A 25,665-nucleotide genomic window follows, 5' to 3' on the forward strand; every position below is an offset into this window, starting at 1 on the left:
TTTGGATCAATGAGAATAAAAGGAACGGCTGTTTTAACATCTTGGCTGCTATGTGTGTTGGCATTGAACGCGCCAGCCATTCATGCACAAGCGACTAAGCAGAGTAATGCCGGAGATCAGGCGTTAAGAAAAGCGCAAGGCATGCTGCGGCAATTGGGTCAGGAGAAAGCGGCGTTGGAAGCGGAGAAATCCGAACTATTGCAACAGGTTAAAAATCTGGAAGCGGAAGTCAAACGATTGCAGCCGTTGCAACAAGAGATTGATCGTTATCGCACCAACACGGAAAATCTTCAGGGTATTAAAGGTAAGCTGGAGTCGGATTTGGAAAAAGCGCAGAAACGAGCGCAAACACAGTTAAAGAAACAACAGAAAATTATTGACCAGGCCCGTCAAATTCAAAACGATAATCAGCTATTGGCAGCTGCGGTGCAGGAGCGTGAGCAATGGATCAGTGTATGTACTGCGAATAATACCAATCTGGTTGAAATTAATCAGGAATTGTTGAATAAGTATCAGAAGAAAGGTTTCTTTCAAAAGCTGGGCGAGCTGGAGTTGCTGACGGGTATTTCCAATGTAACGACAGAAAATTTAGTCGAGAGTTACCAGTATCGATTGGAAGATTTGACTGTCACCCGGATTCAAAAGGCTGTTGAGAGTAATTGACTGAATTTTTTGCTGCGGTTTGAAACGGCGGTTGGCTGCGATGGCAGCCAATTGAAGCACGCGGTTATTTCAGTAATCCAGTACAAGGTACTGCTGTTTTTTTTCGCTTTGCCGGGTTTTCCGGTTCAGCGGAAATCTTTATCGCCGCTCATCAGCCACCAACGATCTTTCAGTGTTTCCGGGGAAGGGCCATCGCTCCAGGTGTTTGCGGGTATATGGATGTTCACGGCATGTTGAGTACCGCCTGTAACGGCAAAGTGGCGGGCGAAATTCTCAGTAATCCGACAAAACACTTTTGCGGCCCCCTGTAGACCAGCCAGCCTTCTGGCATGCGTGATCAACAGCGGAATTTCAGCCAAGGGCGCAATCAAATCAAGGATTTCACAACCTTCAGGATCGAAGCGCAGTACCAAGATGCCGCGTGCGCGCGGGCTGAAGCGGCTTTTTACCAATATCACCTGATAGCGTTGCTGCGGATGATTAAGGTATCGGTGCAGCACATATTCCCAATCGCGCACGCCGACAATCGCGCCGTGCAGATCTTTGGCCATACGTTGCCAGCATTGATTGACCGTGGCTTTTGTAAGGCTGGTTTGATCGTGGCTAAGCAAGTGCAAACGTGTTCCCCACAATGGGAAACGTGATCGTGTGCTCCAAGAGAATTCGGTCATGCGCCCGACTGCTGCATATAATCCATGCCGCTCCGCAATTTTCATGTGACGTTCATTCGGGAAGCCAAAACCGACCAGATAGGGTTTGCCATAGCCGATGAAGCGTTCCAGAAAAGTCGCCGTCGTCAGGAAAAATGGCCCCTTGCGAGTGAGTATGCCGCGTTCACTCGTATCAACCATGACATCGCAAATCTGCACAGCCATTTGCGGCTGGCCGAAGAGCAGAATTTTCCGGCCTACGCCGCCATAATGGGCGATTAGTTTATCGCCCCGCCACGCGCCCACTTGATGACTTAAATTGGAGCCGTATTTCCACTGCCAGGTAGCTGGCGTCATGTCATGATGAAAGGTATCTTTGAACAATCCGAGCATTGCCGGGATATGGTTTTTGCCCAGAAGCTGCAAGCGCCATTTAGGGAGCGATTTTTTTCTGAAATGCAGCAGAGCGTAGCCATGATGTCCGCTCGCATATTGATTGCGATGGTTCCGGTTTGATTCGTCCAGCTGTTGCAGTTGCTCGGTGTTCAAAGCAAGGTCTTGCAACAGATTTCTCCGGTGGATCGTGGTCATTCGCAGCAGGTGATCCAATGTGGGCGCAGCCATCGTGGATAGATCCAAGTGTTCAAGCAGCTCGAATCCAAATCGCCCGGCCAGCTCTATCATGTCCTGTAATAAATGGAGACTGCTGATTCCAACGCGATCATACTTAAGCGCGAATTCATCGATAATAATTAAGTCACCCGACAGGGTGAGCAGATTCATCGCTTTCTTGAACATCAACAGCGGTTCAGTGTGTTGCGCCGATTCCTGGAATAATACGGCATCAAAGCTGCCAGGCTCGGCTGCAAATGTTTCCAGAGAATGGTGGCTGATGGAAGCTTCCGGCCCCAATGATTTCTGGATATATTTTAATTGTTGTATATCGGCAGTGATGCCATGCACATCATAACCGTGCTGGCGAAGTAAAGAAAAGGTGGTGCCAAGGCCGACGTCTACCTGCAGAATGCGGCAAGGAGGAAGCGGCAGCCGTGCCATCAGCAGATTGGTGGAAAATTGCTGTGCGGCGGTTAAGCTGGTTTTGTCATTCTCAAATAATCCATAATGCAGATAGACGGCTTTATCTTCCTGCAATGACAGTGCGTGGGCATAGACATTCGCCGGAAATGTCAAATCTCTAAAAGGAGAAGATGGTGTAGACATGCCCGCAGCGGCAAAAGTGTCGGCCTGCCGGTAGTGCTGGGTGTCTGGTATCAGATGATGATTAATGGACTTAGTCATTATGGGGAATCGCGTTATTTTCCCATTGATGAGGAATTGAAAAATATCCTTGTAAGCGCCCTTCTTGTTTGACTTGCAAGTTTGCTACAGCTTCGGCTGCATCATAAAGATGCAACCCGCGTTCACACAGCAAATATACATTAATCAGATATTCGCCTTTAAGCAGCGGCAACTGATCCAATCCGAGGCGAACCTGGCCTGCACCGGATGGCGCCCGCTGCAGAGCAAATTGGTCCTCCCATGTTGCCGCACTGGTGATCGTGCGTCCATCCTTTGCTTGTATGGTCATGGCGATCGTGGGACAGGGCAGTGCGGGATCGGAAGTAAACGCCACTTCCAGCATCATGCGAGACTCGCCGCTTGTGATTATAGCCTGTTGAACAGGCATATCATTGACGTGTAGTTTGATTCTTTCCAGGCGCGCGCTACCGGATCCATGTTGTGTATTGGATACCGGTTCAGTGCGAGCGGCGGCGGGAGTTTCCAGCGTTGCATCCCGAGCGTTTTTATCCAGAAATGTCTGGTAAGCGGATACCACTTGCGCTGATTCACCATCCAATACGATCTCGCCTTTATTGATCCAAATGGCGCGCGCGCATAAAGATTCAACTTGAAAGAGCGAATGTGAACAAAACAATATCGTTTTCCCGGCATCGCGCATTCGCATGATGCGATCAAATGATTTACGGGCAAAAGCGCCATCGCCGACGGACAAAGCCTCGTCGATCACCAGAATATCCGGATCTACATTAATCGCAACGGAAAATGCTAGACGCACATACATGCCGCTGGAATAAGTTTTGACCGGTTGATCAATGAAGTCACGAACACCGGAGAAATCAATAATGTGTTCAATGCGATCAGCAATTTCAGATTGACTGAGCCCCATGATCGCTGCACTCATGAGAACATTCTCGCGTCCGGTGAACTCGGGATTGAATCCGGCGCCGAGTTCCAGCAGGGCGGCTATCCGGCCATTGACTCGAACATCGCCGTGTGTTGGTGTTAAGGTGCCACAAACCAATTGCAGCAGGGTCGATTTTCCGGAACCATTTTGGCCTACGATGCCGACTACTTCCCCGGGCATGATCGTCAAATTGATATCGTGTAACGCCCACAGTTCACGATAGTATTGCCGCGCACCTAACCAGCGGTGTGGCCACAAGAATTGTTTGAGGCGATCCGCCGGATGTTCGTACAGCTGATAGCATTTGGAGAGGTTTAGCGCTGCAATAGCGGATTCAGAATTCGCGGTACTAAAGAACATCGGCAAACCCTTTGCGCGTTTTGTTAAACCACAGCAGACCAGTCCAGGCAATCAGTAAAGCGAATAGATAGTACAGAATCAAGCTGCTCCAGTCCGGTAATTGCCCGTAAAGAATGACTGCTCGCGCTTGCTCGATGACTAGAGTCAGCGGGTTAAGGAACAGATAATCACGAATAGACTCCGGCAACGCGGAAGCAGGATAAAAAATAGGGCTAAGAAATAGCAGCATAGTTAAGACCAGGCCAATAAATTGGCCGATATCACGAACAAAAACTCCGATTGAAGCCAGTATCCAGGATAATCCCAAGGTAAGCAAAACGAGCGGCAGCAAAATCACCGGGAGAAAAATGATTGTCCATTCAATAGGATGACTGGTGATCAATAAAAAAGAAAATAATACTAAAAAACTAATCCCGGCATGAAATAGTGCAGAACATAAAGAAATCAAAGGCAGAATCTCAAGCGGGAAAATGATTTTCTTGACGTAATTAATATTGGCCAATATCAATCCGGGGGCGCGAGCGAGACATTCGGAAAATAAATTGAATAGAATCAATCCGGTAAATAGCAGCAAGGCAAATGCAAATTTATCATCATGAATAGCGGGGCCGTTGTGCGAATCCAGCCGTACCTTAAACACCACGCTAAAAACAAATGTATAGATAGACAGCATTAAAATGGGATTGATGAATGTCCATAGCAAACCGAGAAATGAACCGCGATACCGGCTAATTACCTCCCGTTTGGTCATTTGCAGGATGAGTGGATAGTGCTGCCGTAAGGTATGAAAGCTATTAAAAAAAGTAGTATTGAGCAAATGCAAGAATTTGGATAGACAACAGTGAAATTGACGGGCGTATTATCGCAGAAAAATTAACAAAAATATCGGATAGAAATGGGATGATTTAACCTGGTTAATCTCTTCAAGTCATTCTGAAGCGGATTACATCCAAATTCGCTAATAATTTAAGCGCTTATTTGTCAGAATCGGATGCTCCGCTCCGCATTGAGCGTTTTAATAGCTGCATGCGCCATATTACGTTGCAGCTATTTTTACAAGTAATATGTCAGTTGTTGTGAAAAGAAGCACATTTTTCCGCCTATTTTAAATTTAAAACGTCAAGGTATTCTGTTAAGGTATTAAATACTCAGTATTGTTGCAAATAAGCAACATATTCAATGTAAACTTCAGCCGCATACTTGCAAAGCAGTTTTGTTTTCGGCAGAATGCGCTTTAACTTGGCTTTTGTGGTATCTTCTGGTAGATATATTATTAGCTGCATAGAAGCTGCTTAGAGACAAAGTGAAAAGTGAAAAACTTGCAAGTAATTTACTTTCGTAACTATTTTAATTTTTATATCGAGGAGCTCCCATGGCAATAACGATTCCACAGCAAACTGAAATTTTGAAGGTAGTTGCAGGTTTGTTCAATGCAGCGCCTGGAGGCAGTAATTTAACTGAATTGGCAAAACTAGTTGAAGGCGGTGCCAGCGTTAGCCAATTGGCTGATGCTTTGGCTGCCAACACATTATTTACAAATGGAATTTTGGCCGGTAAAGTCACTGTTGAATCACAAGTTTCAGTCTTGATGAATAACTTTGGTGTGGTGGCTGATGATAGCGATCCATCAAGTGCGGGATCTCTGGCGCATGAGTATTTTCATCAGCAGATTGAAGCAAATGTTGGCTTTGGTCAAATTGTTTACAATGCAGTAACCTTTTTGTCAAGTACGACAGATCCTGCATTTTTGATTCCTAAGACACTGTTGAGCAATAAAGCTCTGGTTGCCGAAGCTTATTCTTCAAGAACCTCTTCCAGCGATCTGAGCACATTGCAAAAGGTTTTAAGCAATGTTACCGGAACAGCGGCCTATACACCGGCTGATGTGGAAGCGATATTGGTCGGATTAACTCCTACAGGAGGCGAGACTTTTACGCTGACTACGGGTGTGGATAGTGGTTCAGCCTTCACTGGCGGTTCTGGTAATGACACTTTCAACGGTACCACGGGTTCGACTACCCTGACCGCTCTGGATAACTTGGATGGCGGTGCTGGCACCGATACGCTGAATTACATTCAAACAGCGGCCATTGCGGTTCCTTCCTCCGTTTCCCTTAAAAATATCGAAGCGCTCAATTTTACCAGCGGTGCTGACATCGCTTTGGATGCTTCTGCGTGGACAGGTGTTACGTCGCTAAATGCATCGTCGACTGGTGGTAGCGATATCACAGTTGCCACCGGTGCAAATGTAACAGTTACCGATACAAACCAAGCCGCTGGTACGATTAATGTGGATGGCGCCAAGGATGTGACAATCGATACTGCCAAGGTAACGACTGGCGATGTGACTGTTGGTACCAATACAGCGGTTACCGGTGTTGTCGGTATCACTACTCAATTGATTAATGGTGCTGCTGGTGGCGGTATTCAAGTTGTAGGTGGCACTGCTGTTACAGCAACGCAAAATGTCAAAGCTGGCGCTACAGCAACCACTTCGGCAGTTGACGTGACCAACGATGGCGCGTTGACTAGCGTAACGTCTGCCGCAAACAAAGGTACCGGTGCTACCGTCACCTACAATAGCGTCAGCGTGACTGGCGTTGCCGATGCGGATAGCGATGACACGATCACCTCCGTCAGTGTGACTGGTGCGACTACTGTTGGTCTTTCCCATCTCAACAAGCTGACCAGCCTGAGTCTTAATACAACTTCGGGTAACGTTATTCTCGACAACAGTGATACCGGTGCAACCGATGCAGCTACTACGCTGGCTTTAGCTGTAAACGGCGTGACCGGCGGTACTTTGGACGATGCTGATATTATCGAAACCTTAAATGTCACCAGCAGCGGTACGGCATCCACGTTAGCCAATATTACCTATGGCGCGCTGAAAAACCTCACATTGTCGGGCGATAAGAAACTGACTCTGACTTCTATTGCTGGTGCTGCTGCGCTGGAATCCATTGATGCGGCTGCAGCAACCGGTGGTATGACTATCAGCAGTACTCTGTTGACCACGACTAATTTTGCGGGCGGTTCTGGCGCTGATACCATTACTCTTGGTGCAACTACCAAAGCAATTACCACTGGCGCAGGCGATGACGTGGTGACTCTGGCTGCTGGTACTACCGCTTTGGGTACAGGTGGTACTATCGATGCTGGCGACGGCACCGGTGACGTTCTGTCCTTTGCGGATGCTGATGATGCAACAACAGCTTCAAGCGGCACCACTTTTGAAACCAAAATTTCCGGTTTCGAAGCGGTGAATCTGGCTGGCGCTGCTGGTGCAGGTGTAACGGTTAACGTTGCCAATCTGGACGACGTCAACAAGGTCAATGTAGCAGTGGACTTGGGTCAAACGCTGGCTGTCTCTAACATAGCATCGGGTGGCACGGTAACCTATGAAGCAGCCCAAACAGCGGCTTCCACCATTACTGTAGCTAATGCAGCGACTGGTACAGCGGATACTTTCAACGTCGGCATTACTTCTGCTGCTGCTCGCAACATCAACACCTTGACGATTTCAAATGTTGAAACCATCAACTTTGCAACGGACGACACCGCCGACACTTCTACCGGTATCGAACACACAGCGTCATTGACAGCTGCTGCTGCTACGACCGTCAACGTGTCTGGTGATGCTGGTCTGACGCTGACCTTTACCGGTACGGCGCTGACTACATTCGACGCTTCCGGTGTGACCGATGGTGACGTGACATGGACGGCAGGTGCATTAGCAGCTGCTGCTTCCATCAAGGGCGGTGCAACCAGTGATGCCAACGTTATTGTGCTGAGCGCAGCGCTTGATGACATTACCTACGTCGGCGGATCCGGTACAGATACCATTACGATGAATCATGCTACCAACCACGATGCAACAACCAACAGCTTCACATTGGGTGATGGCACCAACACACTGACCGCTGGCAATAACGACGGTGACAACACCGTAACCGGCGGAACGGGCACGGATACCATCACGTTGGGTAATGGTACCAACACTATCACAACGGGCGACGGCAATGACGTGATCACCGTCGGTACAGGTGCTAACACCATCAGTGCTGGCGCAGGTAACGATACCATTACCATCGGTGCTTCGGCCGGTACAAGTACAGTGGACGTGGGAACGGGTACTGACGCTATCGTGTTCACCGGCGTGCAAACAGCGGCTGGTTTCTACACATCCGTCACCGGATTGGGTGCTGGCGATACTATCGACTTCAGTGCTACGGCCAATGACGGTGGTGGTTTGAGTGCTGGTGTTCTGGGCGCCAAGATTACCTTGGGTGGTGCTTCCAGCTTCGCCAACTATCTGGATGCAGCGACTGCTGGCGATGGTTCAACCGATTCAGCATTCCACTGGTTCCAGTTCAACGGTAACACTTATATCACACTGGATAACAGCAATAATGCAACCTTCCAGGACGGTGGTGACCAAGTAGTTGAAATAACCGGTCTGGTCAACTTGGCTACTTCGACTCAAGACGGTTCTTACGTTGTTACTTTAGTATAATCTTTCACTAAAAAGCATCTGCTTTCAAGCAGATGCTTTAGGTTAAAGTTTAAAAACCCCTGCACTTTCGGTGCAGGGGTTTTTTATGAGCGTATTCAGGGTATAGATTCGCAAACATCAAATGTCTTATGATGGCATGCAAGAACCAAAGCAGTTACTGAGTTATGTCCGCAAGAAATATCGCTATATGAATCATCAATCTTCAGTGGCGAATTGAATTAAACACAAGCGACAGAAGCGAGGAAAGTGAAAGATTGTGATGTGTGATCGCGAGTTCGATCGGTTTGATGCGAGCGTGTTTAGAGCCAGTCTTATGACGACAGTTTATGCAGGTTAATGCTTGCCGATTTCCAGATGCAATCCGGCTATGGCTGTGAGAATTTTCGAGTTTAATTGCTGGCACATCAAAAGCGGATCGCTCGCTTGTGTGATCGGCCTGCCGATAACCAAATAGCTAGCGCCATTAAGGATGGCTTGCTGTGGTGTGGTAATTCTTTTTTGATCGTTCACGTGACCGTCGGCTGGACGAATACCGGGTGTAACTAAGCAGAATTCGGTACCGAAATGTTGCCGCAACTGAGCGGCCTCCAGTGCTGAGCAGACAACACCGTCCAAGCCACAATCATTTGTTAACTGTGCAAGGCGCAGTACAATTTGTTCCGGAGATCCTTGTAATCCGATATCGGTAATATCACTTTGATCCATACTGGTCAGTAAAGTGACCGCGATAAGCTTGGTGGCGGATCCTTGCGGGATAGCATCCCGCGCTGCCGTTAGCATTTTCCGGCCACCCAATGCATGAACATTGATCATCCATACGCCCAGATTAGCTGCTGCTTTGCAAGCACTGGCGACAGTATTGGGGATATCGTGAAACTTGAGGTCCAGGAAAACTTCAAATCCTTGATGCGTGAGCTTCTCAATGAGTTGTGGTCCAGCCGCAGTAAAAAGCTCCTTACCTACCTTCAGGCGGCATAAATCAGGATTTAATTTTCTTACGAGGAGGAGCGCATCTTCGGCACTGGGAAAATCCAGTGCCACAATAATGCGAGGATCATGCATAGGGGTTATTATTGATTATGGCAGCGGCATCGAACAAACACAGCAGTGATGAGTACACCCACTGCAAAGAAAATCAACAGTGCTACGCTCAAGGGAAGCTCAATGGATTGAGATTGATCCAGATAATATTGCAGCACAATAGGCTGGGAGTTTTTTGAAGCAAATACGGCGAGAATAACAAAGACTGCAATACGAAAAAGCCAGGTAATTAGATTGATCATGATGAGTTTGCCTACGAGTTGATAGATGTCTTAATATTAAACTGACAAAAAAGCTGAATAACAACTTGCCAGAAGAAATTCTAGCGCTTTTTTCTTGGAGAGCGCTTTAAAAATTCAGCAGCGCTCTCCATGCTATCTTTTATTTCTTTTCGTTGTAATCAACACGTTCTCGCATTTCTTTTCCTGCCTTGAAATGCGGAACATATTTCTCTGGTACCTTAACTTTCTCACCCGATTTCGGATTCCGCCCAATCCGAGGCGGCCTGTAATTCAGGTCAAAGCTGCCAAAGCCGCGAATCTCAATGCGCTGACCTTTTGCCAGGCTTTTTGCCATGGCATCAATAATCATTTTGACTGAGAGCTCGGCATCCTTGGTAACCAATTGCGGAAATCGTGCCGCAAGTCGAGTAATTAATTCAGATTTTGTCATGAATTTTCCTTATTGCTCTGTATTCTTGCTATCCATTTTAGCTTTCAGCAAAGCACCCAGGCTGGTAGTTCCAGCATTAGCCGGGGTTTTGATTTTTTGCATAGCAGTGGATTCATCCGATTTATCTTTCGCTTTGATTGAAAGATTGATGGTGCGATTTTTGCGGTCGACATTGATAATCATCGTCTCGACCTTATCGCCTTCTTTCAAGTGTGTGCGAATATCTTCAACGCGGTCACGCGACACTTCGGAAGCGCGCAAATAACCTTCCACATCGTTTGTCAGGGCTATGACAGCACCTTTCGCGTCGATGGCTTTTACAGTGCCTTCGATGATACTGTTTTTATCATGTTCAGCGACAAAACTGGTGAAAGGATCGCCTTCCATTTGTTTGATGCCGAGTGAAATACGTTCGCGTTCGACATCGATAGAGAGAATCATGGCTTCAACTTCATCGCCTTTTTTGTAATTCAGAACCGCTTCTTCACCGGGCTGGTTCCAGGACAGATCGGATAGATGCACAAGTCCGTCAATGTTGCCTGGCAAGCCGATAAATACGCCAAAGTCGGTGATGGATTTGATTTGACCGTTAACTTTGTCGCCTTTTTCATGGGTTGCTGCGAATTCTTCCCATGGATTGGTCTGGCATTGCTTCATACCGAGTGATATGCGGCGGCGTTCTTCATCGATCTCAAGAATCATGACTTCAACTTCATCGCCTAACTGCACAATCTTGGAAGGATAAACATTTTTGTTGGTCCAATCCATTTCCGAGACATGCACCAATCCTTCTATGCCTTGTTCGATTTCAATGAATGCGCCGTAATCGGTTAAGTTGGTGACTTTGCCGAATAGACGGGTACGTGCCGGATAACGCCGTGACAAACCAACCCACGGATCTTCGCTCAGTTGTTTCATACCCAGTGAAACACGATTTTTTTCCTGATCGAATTTGAGAACCTTGGCAGTAACTTCATCACCGATATTGACGACTTCGGAAGGATGTTTGACGCGGCGCCATGCCAGGTCGGTAATATGCAGCAGACCATCTATGCCGCCCAGATCGACGAATGCGCCGTAGTCGGTAATATTTTTAACGATACCATGAACAACCGAACCTTCCTGCAGATTGGATAACAAGGTTTCGCGATCGGCGCCTTGTGTCGCTTCCAATACCGCGCGGCGTGATACCACCACGTTATTGCGTTTGCGGTCTAGTTTGATGACTTTGAATTCCATTTCCTTATTTTCATAAGGCGTAGTGTCTTTGACGGGACGGATATCCACCAGAGAGCCGGGCAGAAAGGCACGGATACCGTTGATCATGGCCGTCAGACCACCTTTCACTTTACCATTGACCATGCCGGTCACTATCTTACCGCTTTCCATGGCTTCTTCCAGATCATGCCAAGCAGTCAGGCGTTTGGCTTTGTCACGGGAAAGCCGTGTTTCTCCATAACCGTCTTCTAGAGACTCGATGGCAACACTGATAAAATCGCCCGGTTTAACTTCGATTTCGCCGCGGTCGTTTTTAAATTCTTCGACCGGGATAAAACTTTCGGATTTGAGACCGGCGTTAACAACGACGATGTTATAGTCAACACGGACTACTTCGGCGGTGATTACTTCGCCGATGCGCATTTCCTGGCGCGAGAGGCTTTCTTCAAAAAGCGCGGCGAAACTATCGGGAGATTGCTGGGTTGCAGTAGAAGCTTTAGTCATTATAAAAATACCTGATTTATCATTCCGGCGGGACGGGTATCCTGCGGATTGGGTTGGTTAATAAAAATGTTTGAAACAATCACTCCATTTCTTTTCTGCACGGGAATGTTAGGAAAAGCGGCTTTATTTCGTGTTCAAACGCGGGTTTTTGCAAGGACGTCATTATACCAGGAGAGCACTGCATCTTGCGCCTGGGATATGGTCAATGAAGTCGTATCCAGCAATTTGGCATCAATCCCTTGTTGCAAAGGCGCGATACTGCGATTGCTATCGCGTTCATCCCGTTTTTGGATATCCTGCAATAAGTCGGCGATATTAGCACTCATTCCTTTCTCTATCAACTGCTTATGCCGTCTTTGCGCACGTACTTCCGCACTGGCGGTTAAATAAATTTTGAGAACGGCATCGGGAAAGATAACGGAACCCATATCACGTCCATCCGCCACCAGCCCGGGCAGCTGGCGAAATGCGCGCTGCCGTTCGGTAAGCGCGGCGCGAACCTGCGGATAAGCCGCCAGCTGGGAAGCCACGATGCCGCATTGCTCGGTACGAATAGCATTCGTGACAATTATATCGTCCAGGTAGATGTGCTCATCCTTAAAAAAGACATTCAGATGGCTGGCAATTTCCGCGACTGCATTGGGATCTTGGGTATCCGTATTCAACTGTATCGTTTTCAATGCGACCAGACGGTAAAGCGCCCCGCTGTCGAGGTAATGGAAATCAAGCTTGCGAGCAACCAGCTGCGCGACAGTGCCTTTACCGGATGCAGATGGGCCATCGATGGCGATGACGGGAATCTTATTCGTATTCATGCAACAGTTTTGTTATGAATTAAATGAGCGGGTTGCAGATTATTTCATTTCAGGGTGAATTATTTGTGAAAATTTCTCAAAATAATCAGGAAATGTTTTGGCAACGCAGCCGGGATCGTTAATCCGCACCGGTGCTCCCAAGGACGCCAAAGCAAAGCACATGGCCATGCGGTGATCGTCATAGGTATCGATTGCCGCATGGGGAGTTAAGCCATGTACGGGCGGTGTGATGCGCAGATAATCCGCGCCTTCTTCCACAATCGCGCCTAGTTTACGCAATTCTGTTGACATGGCGGCGAGACGATCCGTTTCTTTCAAACGCCAGCTGGCAATATTGCGTAACGTGCTGGTACCTTCAGCGAATAACGCTGTGACAGCCAGTGTCATAGCCGCATCGGGAATATGGTTGCAATCCAGATCGATAGCGCGAAGAGATTTTCCCTTGTTGCTGACTTCAAGCCAATTTTCTCCCATCGATATGTCTGCACCCATCCGTTCGAGTGCTGCAGCAAACCGGATATCCCCTTGCGTACTGTCGCGGCCCACGCCTTGGACGCGAACCGGACCATGCCCGATCGCACCGGCTGCCAGGAAATATGAAGCGGACGATGCATCGCCTTCGACAAAAATGTGGCCGGGGCTACGGTATTTTTGTTGCGCCGGTATGATGAATTGCTGCCAGCCGGAATGCTCGACCTGAACGCCGAAATGCTGCATTTGCGCCAGTGTTAATTCAATATAGGGTTGGGAAATAAGCGTGCCGGATACATTGATGATGGATTTTTTTCCGCTTAATGGCAGTGCCATGAGCAATCCGGTAAGAAACTGACTGGAAACATCGCCTTTGACTGTCACGGTTTGAGTGTCAGTCTGGTCAAGCGGCGCAGCCGGTCTGATCTCTACGGGAGGAAAGCCGGGATTGCCCAGGTAATGGATGTCTGCGCCCAATTGCCGCAAAGCATCGACCAAGTCCGCAATCGGCCGTTCATGCATACGCGGCACGCCGGATAAACGATAATGCCCATGCACCAAAGATAATACCGCCACCAGAGGGCGGAAAGCAGTACCGGCATTGCCGAGAAATAGGTCGGCATCTTTGACCGGGAATACGCCTTCTCCTCCAGCGATTGTGTAATCATTATTGCCTGTGTGCGTGATGGGCACACCCAAGCGGGTAAGTGCATCCAGCATGCGGGCGGTGTCGTCGGAAGCCAATAAGTCATGAATTTCCGTGGCGCCTTCCGCCAATGCAGCAAGCAAAAGAATGCGATTCGAGATACTCTTTGATCCGGGTAATTGCACGGTGCCTTGAGCATTCTTGGCAAATGGGAGGTCAAGCCATTCCATGGTCGTATACGGTAGTAAAAAGTGTTAGATGATATCCCATAAAGATAGCCGGAACGTAATTTTATTGATTCTTGGGGAGTGTCTGCTCAATGGAAATTGTTTGGATAGATTTATTGCATTTGGAAAAATCTTTATTAAACTATCGCGTTTGAGGTAATCTATCTTTTTTACAAAAAAGACACTTTATATAAAAGAGGTTGATGAATGGAAGATGCAGAAATTGTTTTAATGTTTTCTTTGCTAATGATCCCCGTGGCTATCTGGTTGCAGTTGTGGGTAAAGAATCGTAGAGAGAGACGCAGAAATGAAATGGGTGAGGAAGAGTTTGAGAATACGGCACGAGCATTCGGATCGATTATTCTTGAGGGTACGGCGATTGTAGGCGGACTCATCATGATTATCATGGGTTCCAGCGGTGTACTCAAATACGTCCTTAACTTTTATAGCGCATAAAAACCGTATTGGAAGTATTAATTGTCCGGGTCATTAGCGCATGCTGATGCCCGGAAATTTTTTGTCACTTACTTTCCGATGGGCTGGCGGGCGGATATTAAACCAACGCTGCACGCCCTATACATCATGAGGTTGTACTGTCGGCCGCTGGGGTTTCCGCTTGCTTCGTTTTAGATTTTGTTCCAGTTGCTTTCTTGGGCGCTTTCTGCTCAAACTCGAAACCTATTTTTCCATCCGTATTTCTGACCAAATAGGCTGAGAAAGGCTTACCTTTCTTGGAGATGAATTTGGTCAGCAGATCAGTTCTTCCGGTTTCCAGCAGTTTGGTGATTTGTTCCTGCTCTATCGGGCGTTCAAGGATGATTTTGCCGGTTTTAAAGTCGCAGGTACGGTTAGCGCCGGTAGATTTTTCGCAAACATACTGTAAGCCGTGTTCATACACTGCATGACTGCATTTTGGACACTTGCCCAAGGGTGTTTGGCCGCTGAAATCGACTTCTTCATGATTGTCATTATTGTTGCCAAAATCAAATTTCATCTCAAATGTGTCGGTGAGTTTGATCATGGCATTGAACAGCTGACCCATTTTGCTCCGGAAGCCCTGTAGTGGCCCGACTTCCCGCTGGGTAATGAGCGTTTCCATCTCTTCTACTTCAAACTGACGGCCCGCCAGAATTTTCCATAGCGCGAAGTCGCATTTCTGGCATTGAAACTTTTTATAGGTTTCATGCACGGTTCCGCCACATTTGGGGCATGGGGATTGGAGGGTTGCGAAGTCTCCCGCAATGGTTTCGCCGCGATGCGTTTTGGCTTGTTCCACGATATGCCGTGTCATTTCGGCAATTTTTTCCATGAATGCGGTGCGTTTAAGATTGCCCTGCTCAATTTGGCGCAGCTGGGATTCCCAGTTGCCGGTTAACTCAGGTGAAATCAATTCAGGGATCTTGAGGCCGCGCAATAGCGTGATCAAGGAAAAAGCTTTCGCTGTCGGGTGCAGTTCCCGGCCCATGCGCTGGATATAATTTTCAAATACCAATCCCTCGATAATCGCTGCCCGTGTTGCCGGAGTTCCTAAACCCTTGGCGTTCATCGCCGCACGCAGTTCTTCATCTTCTACCAGTTTGCCTGCACCTTCCATCGCGGAAAGCAGTGTCGCTTCATTGAAGCGTGCCGGTGGCCGGGTCTGATTGGCGATCATTTCGATCGCTTGGGTAGTAATGGATTCACCGGGCGTAATGGCCACGAGTGTTGTATCTTCTTCTTGATCATCCGGTTTGACAGACTTGCCGTAAACCGCTTGCCAGCCCGGATTGACCATGACCTTGCCTTCCGTTTTGAAGGGTTCATTTTCAACCCGGGTAATGCGGGTAGTGACCAGAAATTCAGCGGCAGGAAAGAAAATGGCCAAGAAACGCTTGGTGACCAAATCGTACAGCTTGGCTTCGATTTCGTTTAACTTGGTCGGATTTAACGAGGTCGGAATGATGGCAAAGTGATCCGAGATCTTGGCGTTATTGAAGATGCGTTTGTTCGGAACAACCCAGCCGGATGCCAGAACTTGCCGGGCAAATTTGCCATAATCCGTATTTTCCAGACTGAGCAAAGTGTCTTTGACGGTGGCGATATAATCTTCCGGCAGGGCGCGTGAATCCGTACGTGGATAAGTCAGCACTTTGTGTTTCTCATACAAGGCTTGCGCTAGCCCCAGAGTCGTTTTGGCGGAAAAACCGAAACGGCTGTTGGCATCGCGTTGCAAGCTGGTCAGGTCGTAGAGTAACGGACAGATTTCTTTGCTGGGTTTGCTTTCTTCGCTAACGTGCCCCGGTTTTCCTTGGCATTTGTCGCGAATGGCCTCAGCTTGTTTTTGTTCCCATAACCGTTCAGGCTTTGCTTCCTGGGTAGCTTTATCCTTGTTGAATTTGTCATCAAACCATCGGCCGGTGTAAATGCCACTACTGGCTTCGAACGTGCCGTGAATCTCCCAATAATTCTGCGGACGGAATTTTTTAATTTTTTCTTCGCGCTCGACCAGAATCGCCAGTGTGGGTGTTTGTACCCGTCCCACAGTGGTTTTGTGGAACCCGCCTTCCTGCGAGTTAAACGCAGTCATGGCGCGCGTACCGTTAATACCGACCAGCCAATCCGATTCCGACCGGCTGACCGCCGCTTCAGCCAATGATTGCACAGCTGAGTTATCCAGTAACCGGGTGAATCCATCGCGTATGGCATCGGGGGTCATCGATTGAAGCCAGAGGCGCTTTACCGGCTTACTTGTGCCGACATGGCGCAGAATATAGTAAAAGATCAATTCGCCTTCGCGTCCCGCGTCACAGGCATTGATGAGCGTTTCGATATCCTTGCGTTTGATGAGCTTGCTGAGAAGTTTCAGCCGCGCGGAAGTTTTCTCGATCGGATTCAAATCAAAATGCGGCGGAATGACCGGCAAATTGGCAAAACTCCATTTGCCGCGCTTGACTTCATATTCTTCCGGAATGACAAGCTCAAGCAAATGACCCACCGCGGAAGAGACCACGTATTGATCGCTCTCAAAGTAATCGGTGTGTTTGGTAAAGCCGCCCAATGCTCGCGCGATATCCGCTGCAACAGAAGGTTTTTCTGCAATGATCAGAGATTTACTCATTGATTTCCCGAAAGAAATCATTCGCCGGTACTGTGTTTCCCAGCCTTTGGGTTATTTGATGTATCAGGGTTGCAAACATGGTCAGAATTTAATGAGTGTATTGGAGGTATTCACTCCGGCAGCCATTGCGTTAGATGCGGCTTAATATGAAATGGATTTTTTCTTAGTGCCGGTAATGCGAATCGCTGACAATCAGCAATTTCTCAAGAACAGCATCATCAGTCAGCTGATTTTGAATCCAAAGTTCGGTTAAAACAATCAGTTTGATTTTTTCCAAACTGGAGGAATTTTCATCCATGGCTAATACACGGTCGATTAACAATTCCCGTTGTAACGGGTTAATGATGCGAGCTTGCTCCAGGAAGAAAATAAATCCCCGCCCTTCGGTGTCGATTCTTTCCATTTCATAGTCGGTATAGCAGCGGAAAGAGTCGTTTTCGGCGAAGCTGGCAGGATAACTGCCAATATCATGGCGTTCGAGTTCCGAGAGCCAGTTCAGGGTCTCATGAATATCCTCGTCGGCGAATCCGGCCATAGTCAGTTTGCGCGTCAATGTCGCAGAATCCGGATAGCTGCCCGAGTCAAAGAAATTTTCAAATAAATAAACGAGTATGTCGAACATAATTGTGTCTAAAAAAGCGAGTATGTTTACAGATCAGTGCTTCCGGTTAATGCCATCACATCGATTGAATCCGCTGGTAACATCCTCCCGGCAAACTGCTGATCTGACCGTCAAGCTCGAGCGTTAATAGCATGGCTGATACAACCTCAGCCGTCAAGCCACTGCGCGAACAGAGCGTATCAATATCAACGACATCATAACCTAGGTGTTTGAGTAATACCGTGTTTTCAGCTGGCTTTGCGGCAGAAAATTCTTTCACTGTAACGCTATTCTCATGCCGGGTTAAGGGTAAATGATTCAATTCATCCAGAATATCCTGGGTATTTTCAACCAATTTGGCGCCTTGTTTAATCAATGCATGGCAGCCTTTTGACAGGGGTGAATGTATCGAACCCGGGATTGCCATGACTTCACGCCCTTGCTCCAATGCTTGCCGGGCTGTAATCAATGACCCGCTTTGTAATGCTGCTTCCACTACCAGACAGCCGTGACTCATACCGCTGATGATACGATTTCTGCGCGGAAAATTCCTGCCGATGGCAGGGGTACCCAGCGGAAATTCGGAGATTAATGCACCTTCTTTGGCCAGCTTGTGCGCGAGTGGATGATTCTTTGCCGGATAAACGATATCCAAGCCAGTGCCGACAACGGCAATGCTGGAGGCTAAGCCGCGCAAACCGCCCTGGTGCGCGGCGGTATCGATGCCTAGCGCCATGCCGCTGATGATGCATAATCCGGCGTTGCTGGCGGCTTCAGAAAAAGCTTCCGCATTCGATAAGCCCTGCGGTGTGGCGTTGCGGCTGCCGACCACGGCCAGCGCCTGGTGTTGCAGCAGCTCCCGACGGCCTTTGAAATACAGTAGCGGGGGCGGGGCGTCAATATTGAGTAACTGCGCCGGGTAATCGGAATCGGCCAAAGTGATGACCGCGTTGACAGGGTCCTCCAGCCAGCGGAACACGGCGGCGATTTTGTGTTGCTCGGCACCTTGCGAGATGCGCTGCGCGACGGTTTTTTTTACGATGCGCTCCAATGCGCTCATATGCGCGGACAGGATGGCTGCAGGACTGCCAAAAGCGATCAGAAGTCTGCGGATGGACTCGCCACCCAGGCCGTCGATCAGATTAAGACTTAGCCATGCTTCAAGATCCGGTGCATGTTTCATGACGATACGAATTAATTTCAGGGTGTTTTGACAGCGTCCAATACTTTGATGGATTGTGTGCTTTGTACCACCAGTGCGTAGGCTATTTTCTCAAAGACGCGGAAAACGAATACCAATCCGGTTCTTTCATCAGGTAATTGCACCATTTGCCCTTTGAGCGACTTGGCTTGACTTCTCCGGTAGATAGCCAGAACATGCCCCATTTCCAGGCCATCCAACCCACCTTTGTTGAGTGTGACAATATCGCCTCGGCCGATCTCGGAGACGCCGCCATACACCGAAATAATTCTGCCATTGAGCGAAAAATCCGGTGCATGCGGAGCGTAGTTATTGAAGATAGTATCGGGCGCCGGAACTAAACGATCGCCTTTCAGGATTTCTTCCGAAGCGTGCGTGATGATGACCGTGCTGACATCCGAGAAAGCATTCACTTTGGCATTGCCCAGGTAGGTTGCTTCAAAACCGAGAACAGCGCCTTTTTGATCGGGGTCCTTCAGTGCTTTGCCAGGACGGAAAACTTGCCATGCCGAACCTTTATCTTTAGGCAGTTCGCTGACATAAGCGATATTGCCTGTGCTCAAAGCTACCCGGCCCTCGCTTGAGCCTAATATATACGGTGCATTGTCGAGGCCGTCTTTTTCGATGACGAGCGGCTGGCTCAGGAAAGGTTCGATTGCCGCTGCCGGGATGCTAGGAATTGCCGCAGTGCCGGATTGTTCCGTACGGATTTTCGGTGATAATTTAACGGTTCTTACACCGTATTCATCGTCCTCCGAAAGGCGTAAGCGGACTCCATGCAGTGTTTTCTCCAGTATGACAACATCGCCGGGGTAAATCTTGTGCGGATTCTTTACCTGCGCGCGATTGAGTCCCCAGATTTCCGGCCAGCGCCAAGGATCTTTCAAAAACCGGGAAGCAATTCCCCATAGCGTATCGCCCGGCACGACCACATGATGATCGGGCGTGTCACTACGCAATTCGATCTCTTGAGCCTTTATTGACGTGACGGAAAGCAGGCCCAGAAATAAAATCATAGTTATAATAAGCTTTCGCATGGATGATCTCACAGGCAGTGATAACGCATACAGAATGATTGGTTAATGATACGGTCTAAATGCGAAATTGGGTTTGTTAAACTACACATTTTTTTCATGGCTATTCTAAAAATACTACAATATCCGGATGAAAGGCTACATACTGTAGCGATTCCCGTAGCACAAGTCACGGATGAAATCCGTTCGCTGATAAAAGATATGACTGAAACGATGTACGCTGCGCCCGGTATCGGGTTGGCCGCTACTCAAGTGGATGTGCACGAGCGCATTATTGTGATCGATACATCGGAAACTCGCGATGAATTGCTCGTATTGATCAATCCGGAAATTATCGCCAGTAACGGCCTATCGGACTATGAGGAAGGTTGCTTGTCAGTACCCGGCATCTATGGGAAAGTGCGGCGCGCCGAATCTGTGACTGTGAAAGCGCTGAATGCGCAAGGCGAATCCTTTGTTCTGGATGCCGATGGATTATTGGCAGTATGTATTCAACACGAGATGGATCACTTGGCGGGAAAAGTGTTTGTGGAATACTGGTCAAAGCTCAAGCAAACGCGCACGTTGGCTAAATTAAAGAAAAAACAGCGCAGCACCATGTAGCGGGTGCATGTTGGCATAAAATAAAGCTGTGCGCTGCATCCGGATCTTCTGAGTCACTAATCCGATTCATTGGTACGATTGAATCCCGTCACCCCAATTAACAAGTAATCGATGCGCTAGCATGAAAATCATATTTGCTGGAACCCCTGTCTTTGCCGCGACGGCGCTGGATGCGCTGATTCACGCAGGGTATGAGATTGTCATGGTGTTGACCCAGCCGGACCGCCCTGCGGGCAGAGGAATGAAAGCTGCCGCCAGCGCCGTTAAATTGCTGGCCGAACAACATCATCTGGCATTATTGCAACCCTTGACCCTGAAAACTGATGGCATACAACAGCAATTGCAGGCACTGCACGCGGATGTGATGGTTGTGGCGGCGTATGGATTGATTTTGCCGCAGGCGGTACTCGATATTCCCCGTCTGGGATGCTTGAATATTCATGCTTCGCTATTGCCGCGCTGGCGGGGTGCCGCGCCGATTCAACGCGCCATTCTGGCGGGTGATCGCGAGACCGGTATCACCATCATGCAGATGGATGCCGGATTGGATACGGGTGATATTTTGTTAATGCACAATGTGGAGATTACGCCGGACGATACTACGCAATCGCTGCACGATAAATTAAGTGTGTGCGGCGCGCGAAGCATCGTTGAGGCGCTGACGCTGCTGCCTCAGGAAAAACTGGCTCCCGTGCTGCAAGACGAGACGCAAGCCTGCTACGCCGCCAAGATAACCAAAGCCGAAGCGGAAATTGATTGGCGGCACAGCGCGCAGCAGCTAGACCGGATGGTGCGGACATTTAATCCCAATCCCGGCGCCTATGCGCATTTCCGGGATATGGCGCTGAAGATCTGGCAAGCTGAAGCGCTAGACGGAAATGCAGGAAAGCCGGGAGAAATTGTTGCGGTGGATCGTTCCGGTATCACGGTTGCCTGCGGTTCGGGTTTGTTACGGATAGCCATGGTGCAGAAACCTGGCGGCAAGAAAATGAGCGCGGCGGATTTTCTGGCTGGCAACCCGATAGAACCTGGCGAGTGTTTTATGACTGCGCATCATCCTGCTGCTGCATCGCATGATTAAGGCGCAGCTGGCGGCAGCTTCCGCAATCGGTAAAGTGTTGACGGGATCAAGCCTGACCGGCGTGCTGCAGGATGTCTGGCGCGCCGATCCCATGTTATCGAAACAACAAAAGGGCGCCATTCAGGATTTAAGTTATGGCGTCCTGCGTTTTTACGGCCAATTACAGGCGATTCTCGCGTTGTTACTGAAAAAACCGTTACGCGATAAAAGTTTGCAGCAGTTGCTGCTCGTGAGCTTGTATCAATTGCAGTACAGTAAAGCATCTCCGCACACAGTGGTGGATCAAGCCGTATCTGCATCGCGCGCCTTGGCGCATGGTCAAGGAATGCAAGGGTTGGTGAATGCCGTTTTGCGCAATTTTATCCGGCAACGTGAGCGCTTGTTGCAGCAAGCGGCCGCCCATGAGGACGGACTTTACTCGTATCCGCAGTGGTGGATTGACAAGTTGCGGCAGCAATATCCGGAAAAATTTCACACAATACTGCAAGCCGGCAACAAACGTCCTCCAATGACGTTACGGGTGAATCAACGCAAAATTAGCGTGGCCGCTTATCGTGATTTATTGACGGAAAAAGCGATGCAAACGGAATTACTCTGGTCCGGCGCGTTGCAACTGAGTCAGCCGGTCGCGGTGGAGCATCTGCCTGGTTTTAGCGCCGGGCTGGTGACTGTGCAAGATGCCGGAGCGCAGCTTGCCGCGCCATTCCTGGATGTGCATGATGGCATGCGGGTATTGGATGCGTGCGCGGCCCCGGGAGGGAAAAGCACGCATGTGCTGGAATTGGCCGATGTAGCATTGACGATACTGGATAATGAAGCGGCAAGATTGGCCCAGGTGCAGCAGAATTTGCAGCGCTTGGATATGACGGCAGAAAAGGTGGTGTGCGGCGATGCGTCGGATCCCGCTGCCTGGTGGGATGGCCGTTGCTATGACCGTATTCTGGCGGATGTGCCTTGTTCGGCATCCGGAGTGGTTTGCCGGCATCCGGATATCAAATGGTTGCGGCGTGAAAGCGATCTGATCAAATTTGCAGAAATTCAACAAGCAATTTTGCATGCCTTGTGGAAAATTTTGAGCAAGGGTGGTAAGTTGCTGTATGTGACTTGCTCAGTTTTTGCCGAAGAAAATACCATGCAGATTGAAAAATTCCTTAACCATCACCCCGATGCAAGCTTACTACCGCTTTCCGCAGCGGCAATGGCGGATGGACAACTGTTACCTGATATTCGACATGATGGCTTCTTCTATAACTTACTGCAAAAAGCCTGATCCGCAAGTGCGCCGAATAAAGCTACCCTTCCTTAATCTTTTATTTTTGCTACTGATTTTGTTATCGGTAATGTCCGTTGTGAAGGCGGAAGGTATCCAGATAAAATCCGTCAGTCTGGCGGCGACCGAGCAAGGCTATACCATCAGCATGGATTCCGAGATTACGCTGAACGAGACGTTGGAACAGACGCTTGAGAAAGGTATCGTGCTGTATTTCGTCACCAAATTCGGCTTGCTGGATACGCGCTGGTATAAGCTCAATGAAGAGGTGGCGCGCAGTAAGTTCGTGGTCGGTCTGCGCTATTATGCGCTAACACGGCAATATCACCTCAACCATCCGGTGTTTTCACAAAGTTATTCTTCATTAAAGGAAGCATTGCAGGCATTGGGGCGGATACACGATCTTCCGTTGACGGTTAAAACTGAATTAAAGCCAGACGCCGATTATGTGGCGTCGCTGCGAATCTGGCTCGATCTGACACGGATGCCAAAACCGTTCCAAGTTGAAGCATTGGGTTCTAGCCAATGGAATTTGAGTTCGGATAAGATGGAATGGCATATGAAGCTGCCAACACCCGGGGAACCGGTACAGATTAAAGGTCATTGATGAAATACGTGCTCATCGTGGGTGCCGGTGTGGGGGCTGTGATGCTCTTTCTGCTGGCTACCGCGGGCGCCAATACCGAGTTTTTTGAACGGAAGTACCGCTTATTGCTTGGCATCAATATCGCCTTTGTGATCTTTCTCATGGCGATCCTGGGATTTCTGCTGTGGCGGTTCAGACGCCGCCTCAAATCGGGTGTTTTCGGATCCCGGCTGGCGTTACGGTTGATGCTGGTTTTTTCCATGATGGCGACACTTCCCGGTGCTTTGGTGTATGCCGTGTCCGTTCAGTTTCTTGAGAAGAGTATCGAATCCTGGTTTGACGTTAAAGTGGATCGCGCCCTGGAAGGCGGCTTGAACCTGGGACATACCATGCTGGATAATCTGCTGGAAGAATTGCAGCGTAAAGCGCAGGCGACGGCGTTAATATTGTCCGATCCTGCAAATCCGCCTTTATTAGTGCTGAATGAATTACTGCTGCAATCGCAAGTGGAAGAAGCGACCTTGTTTAACCAGGATGGCAAAGTCATCGCTTTTTCCAGCGAGAGTAATCTGGCGTTATTTCCTGGGATGCCGAATGCCGTCGTGATGCGCTATATCCGGATGCAGAAAGCGTATGGCGCGATTGAGTCGATTACCGATAAGGGCTTGTATCTGCGCGTAGTCGCTCCGGTTAATGTGCTGAGTTTGAAAGAGGATATCCGGATGCTGCAATTGCTGCAGCCGGTTCCGCTGCAATTGGCAAAAGACGCCGAACGGGTCCAGGCTGGTTATCAGGATTACCAGGAGCTTTCTTTGTCGCGCCACGGATTGACCCGGCTGTATAGCGTTACCTTGACGCTGGCTTTGTTGTTATCGTTATTTTCAGCATTGGCGACGGCTTCTTTGCTCAGTGAGAAACTGAGCGCTCCGCTCGGCATGCTGGCGGAAGGCACGCGAGCGATTGCGCAGGGTGACTACAGCCGCAGGCACCTGGTGCAAAGTCGTGACGAATTGGGTGTGTTGACGGAGTCCTTCAATTTGATGACGCAACAATTGGAGGAAGCGCGCGCAGCGGCGCTGCATAATCAGCAGGCGGTCGAGAGCGCGCGTGCGCACTTGGAAAGTATCCTGGCGAATTTGTCATCGGGCGTGCTGGTATTCGACGATCAATTGGTATTATCCAAGGCCAATCGCAGTGCCGAGCAGATCCTGCAAATACCGCTGATCAGCTTGGACGGTTCGATTATCGAAGGCTGCGTGAGCAATGAACCGCAACTGGATACCTTGATTGCCGAGATCAGGGCGGGATTTAATTCCGCGGAAACCGGCGTTTGGCAGCGCCAATTGACGCGTTCGGAAGATGGCCGTAATCAGGTTTTATTGCTCAGAGGAACGCGCTTGCCCAAGATATCGGGCGGTGGTGGCGTGGTGGTTTTTGATGACATCACCAATCTATTGCAAGTGCAGCGCGCGGTTGCCTGGGGCGAAGTTGCACGCCGGCTGGCGCATGAAATTAAAAATCCGCTGACACCGATTCAACTATCCGCCGAGCGCGTGCAGCACAAATTAATCAATAAGCTCAATGAAGAAGACGCCAAGATACTGCGGCGTTCAACTGAAACCATTGTCAATCAGGTGGAAGCCCTGAAGCGGATGGTGAATGAATTTAATCAGTATGCGCGCGTACCGGAGATGCAATTGCACCAACTGGATTTTAACCGGCTGGTGCGCGAGGTATTGTCGCTTTACGAAACCGCGAATATGGCGGCTGAGAATAGTAAGCATGTGCTAATCCAGCAGCTATTGGCGGATGATTTGCCGCTGATCAAGGGCGATTCGGCGCAATTGCGCCAGGTGCTGCATAATTTGCTGCAAAATGCGCAAGACGCGCTGATTGATACGCCGCAACCCGTGATCGAGGTGAAAACCGAAAAAGTGCATGGCGGGGTGCAACTCAGTGTGCGTGATAACGGTTGCGGTTTTTCGGATGAGATCAGAGCCCGGGTTTTTGAGCCTTATGTCACCACCAAGGCCAAGGGAACCGGATTGGGATTGCCGATTGTGAAGAAAATTGTTGAAGAGCATGAAGGGATTATCCATATCGAAAATATTAAACCGCAGGGCGCGCAAATTTCAATTATCCTGCCAGCGGTGGAGAAAAGCGCATCCGCCAACGATAACCGGCTGGCAGTGCATTAGGGACA

The 25,665-nt window shown here is 49.0% G+C and carries 21 protein-coding genes; 8 read left to right on the forward strand and 13 right to left on the reverse strand.

The window, feature by feature from the left end:
* Positions 1-9: 9 nt before the first annotated feature.
* Positions 10-663 carry a hypothetical protein gene (locus R2103_RS01420; protein ID WP_317529789.1) on the forward strand — a complete coding sequence of 218 codons (654 nt, stop codon included), beginning with the start codon at positions 10-12 and terminating at the stop codon, positions 661-663.
* 125 nt (positions 664-788) lie between these two features.
* On the opposite strand, the gene R2103_RS01425 is transcribed toward R2103_RS01420, so the two are convergent.
* From R2103_RS01425 to R2103_RS01435, 3 genes are read right to left on the reverse strand one after another with little or no spacing between them, the layout of a single operon-like run.
* Positions 789-2,612, reverse strand: a complete 1,824-nt coding sequence (locus R2103_RS01425) for a bifunctional class I SAM-dependent methyltransferase/GNAT family N-acetyltransferase (protein WP_317529790.1) — start codon at positions 2,610-2,612, stop codon at positions 789-791.
* Complete coding sequence (locus tag R2103_RS01430; protein ID WP_317529791.1) at positions 2,605-3,879, reverse strand: ABC transporter ATP-binding protein; 1,275 nt, start codon at positions 3,877-3,879, stop codon at positions 2,605-2,607. The genes R2103_RS01425 and R2103_RS01430 overlap by 8 nt, the downstream gene beginning before the upstream one ends.
* A complete protein-coding gene (locus R2103_RS01435; protein ID WP_317529792.1) occupies positions 3,869-4,630 on the reverse strand; it encodes an ABC transporter permease in 762 nt (253 codons plus the stop codon). Before R2103_RS01435 ends, R2103_RS01430 begins: the two co-directional genes overlap by 11 nt.
* Before the next feature lie 621 nt (positions 4,631-5,251).
* On the opposite strand from R2103_RS01435, the gene R2103_RS01440 reads away from it, so the two are divergent.
* Positions 5,252-8,395, forward strand: a complete 3,144-nt coding sequence (locus R2103_RS01440; protein ID WP_317529793.1) for a hypothetical protein — start codon at positions 5,252-5,254, stop codon at positions 8,393-8,395.
* A gap of 333 nt (positions 8,396-8,728) precedes the next feature.
* Here R2103_RS01440 and pyrF read toward each other — a convergent pair whose 3' ends face one another.
* The 6 genes from pyrF to aroA form a co-directional block, all read right to left on the reverse strand.
* Entirely contained in the window at positions 8,729-9,457 is a 729-nt protein-coding gene (gene pyrF / locus R2103_RS01445) for an orotidine-5'-phosphate decarboxylase (protein WP_317529794.1), read from the reverse strand.
* A gap of 8 nt (positions 9,458-9,465) precedes the next feature.
* Entirely contained in the window at positions 9,466-9,678 is a 213-nt protein-coding gene (locus R2103_RS01450; protein WP_317529795.1) for a LapA family protein, read from the reverse strand.
* Positions 9,679-9,817: 139 nt separating this feature from the next.
* Entirely contained in the window at positions 9,818-10,108 is a 291-nt protein-coding gene (locus R2103_RS01455) for an integration host factor subunit beta (protein WP_317529796.1), read from the reverse strand.
* 9 nt (positions 10,109-10,117) lie between these two features.
* Positions 10,118-11,830 carry a 30S ribosomal protein S1 gene (rpsA, locus tag R2103_RS01460; RefSeq protein WP_317529797.1) on the reverse strand — a complete coding sequence of 571 codons (1,713 nt, stop codon included), beginning with the start codon at positions 11,828-11,830 and terminating at the stop codon, positions 10,118-10,120.
* Positions 11,831-11,964: 134 nt separating this feature from the next.
* Complete coding sequence (gene cmk, locus R2103_RS01465; RefSeq protein WP_317529798.1) at positions 11,965-12,645, reverse strand: (d)CMP kinase; 681 nt, start codon at positions 12,643-12,645, stop codon at positions 11,965-11,967.
* A gap of 39 nt (positions 12,646-12,684) precedes the next feature.
* Positions 12,685-13,992, reverse strand: a complete 1,308-nt coding sequence (gene aroA, locus R2103_RS01470; protein WP_317529799.1) for a 3-phosphoshikimate 1-carboxyvinyltransferase — start codon at positions 13,990-13,992, stop codon at positions 12,685-12,687.
* A 204-nt stretch (positions 13,993-14,196) separates the two neighbouring features.
* Between aroA and R2103_RS01475 the strand changes: the two genes are divergently transcribed.
* On the forward strand, positions 14,197-14,445 hold the full coding sequence (locus R2103_RS01475; RefSeq protein WP_317529800.1) for a hypothetical protein: 249 nt from the start codon (positions 14,197-14,199) through the stop codon (positions 14,443-14,445).
* Positions 14,446-14,569: 124 nt separating this feature from the next.
* Here the strand turns inward: R2103_RS01475 and R2103_RS01480 are convergent, their stop codons facing one another.
* The 4 genes from R2103_RS01480 to R2103_RS01495 all read right to left on the reverse strand — a co-directional run bounded on the left by R2103_RS01480 (position 14,570) and on the right by R2103_RS01495 (position 19,925).
* Positions 14,570-17,086 carry a DNA topoisomerase III gene (locus tag R2103_RS01480; protein ID WP_317529801.1) on the reverse strand — a complete coding sequence of 839 codons (2,517 nt, stop codon included), beginning with the start codon at positions 17,084-17,086 and terminating at the stop codon, positions 14,570-14,572.
* Positions 17,087-17,249: 163 nt separating this feature from the next.
* Positions 17,250-17,708 (reverse strand): DUF494 domain-containing protein, encoded by a 459-nt coding sequence (locus R2103_RS01485; RefSeq protein WP_317529802.1) that lies wholly within the window; start codon positions 17,706-17,708, stop codon positions 17,250-17,252.
* 55 nt (positions 17,709-17,763) lie between these two features.
* Positions 17,764-18,870, reverse strand: coding sequence for a DNA-processing protein DprA (gene dprA / locus R2103_RS01490; protein WP_317529803.1), 1,107 nt, complete (start codon positions 18,868-18,870; stop codon positions 17,764-17,766).
* Between the two features lie 17 nt (positions 18,871-18,887).
* Entirely contained in the window at positions 18,888-19,925 is a 1,038-nt protein-coding gene (locus R2103_RS01495) for a LysM peptidoglycan-binding domain-containing protein (RefSeq protein ID WP_411172371.1), read from the reverse strand.
* A gap of 96 nt (positions 19,926-20,021) precedes the next feature.
* Between R2103_RS01495 and def the strand changes: the two genes are divergently transcribed.
* The 5 genes from def to R2103_RS01520 all read left to right on the forward strand — a co-directional run bounded on the left by def (position 20,022) and on the right by R2103_RS01520 (position 25,660).
* Positions 20,022-20,525 (forward strand): peptide deformylase, encoded by a 504-nt coding sequence (gene def / locus R2103_RS01500; RefSeq protein WP_317529805.1) that lies wholly within the window; start codon positions 20,022-20,024, stop codon positions 20,523-20,525.
* 121 nt (positions 20,526-20,646) lie between these two features.
* Positions 20,647-21,606, forward strand: a complete 960-nt coding sequence (fmt, locus tag R2103_RS01505; RefSeq protein ID WP_317529806.1) for a methionyl-tRNA formyltransferase — start codon at positions 20,647-20,649, stop codon at positions 21,604-21,606.
* Complete coding sequence (rsmB, locus tag R2103_RS01510) at positions 21,599-22,876, forward strand: 16S rRNA (cytosine(967)-C(5))-methyltransferase RsmB (protein ID WP_317529807.1); 1,278 nt, start codon at positions 21,599-21,601, stop codon at positions 22,874-22,876. Before fmt ends, rsmB begins: the two co-directional genes overlap by 8 nt.
* A 70-nt stretch (positions 22,877-22,946) precedes the next feature.
* A complete protein-coding gene (locus R2103_RS01515; RefSeq protein WP_317529808.1) occupies positions 22,947-23,483 on the forward strand; it encodes a DUF4390 domain-containing protein in 537 nt (178 codons plus the stop codon).
* A complete protein-coding gene (locus R2103_RS01520) occupies positions 23,483-25,660 on the forward strand; it encodes an ATP-binding protein (protein ID WP_317529809.1) in 2,178 nt (725 codons plus the stop codon). The genes R2103_RS01515 and R2103_RS01520 overlap by 1 nt, the downstream gene beginning before the upstream one ends.
* Positions 25,661-25,665: the final 5 nt, after the last annotated feature.

Origin of the sequence: Nitrosomonas sp. Is24 (assembly GCF_033063335.1) — a bacterium.
Classification (GTDB): domain Bacteria; phylum Pseudomonadota; class Gammaproteobacteria; order Burkholderiales; family Nitrosomonadaceae; genus Nitrosomonas.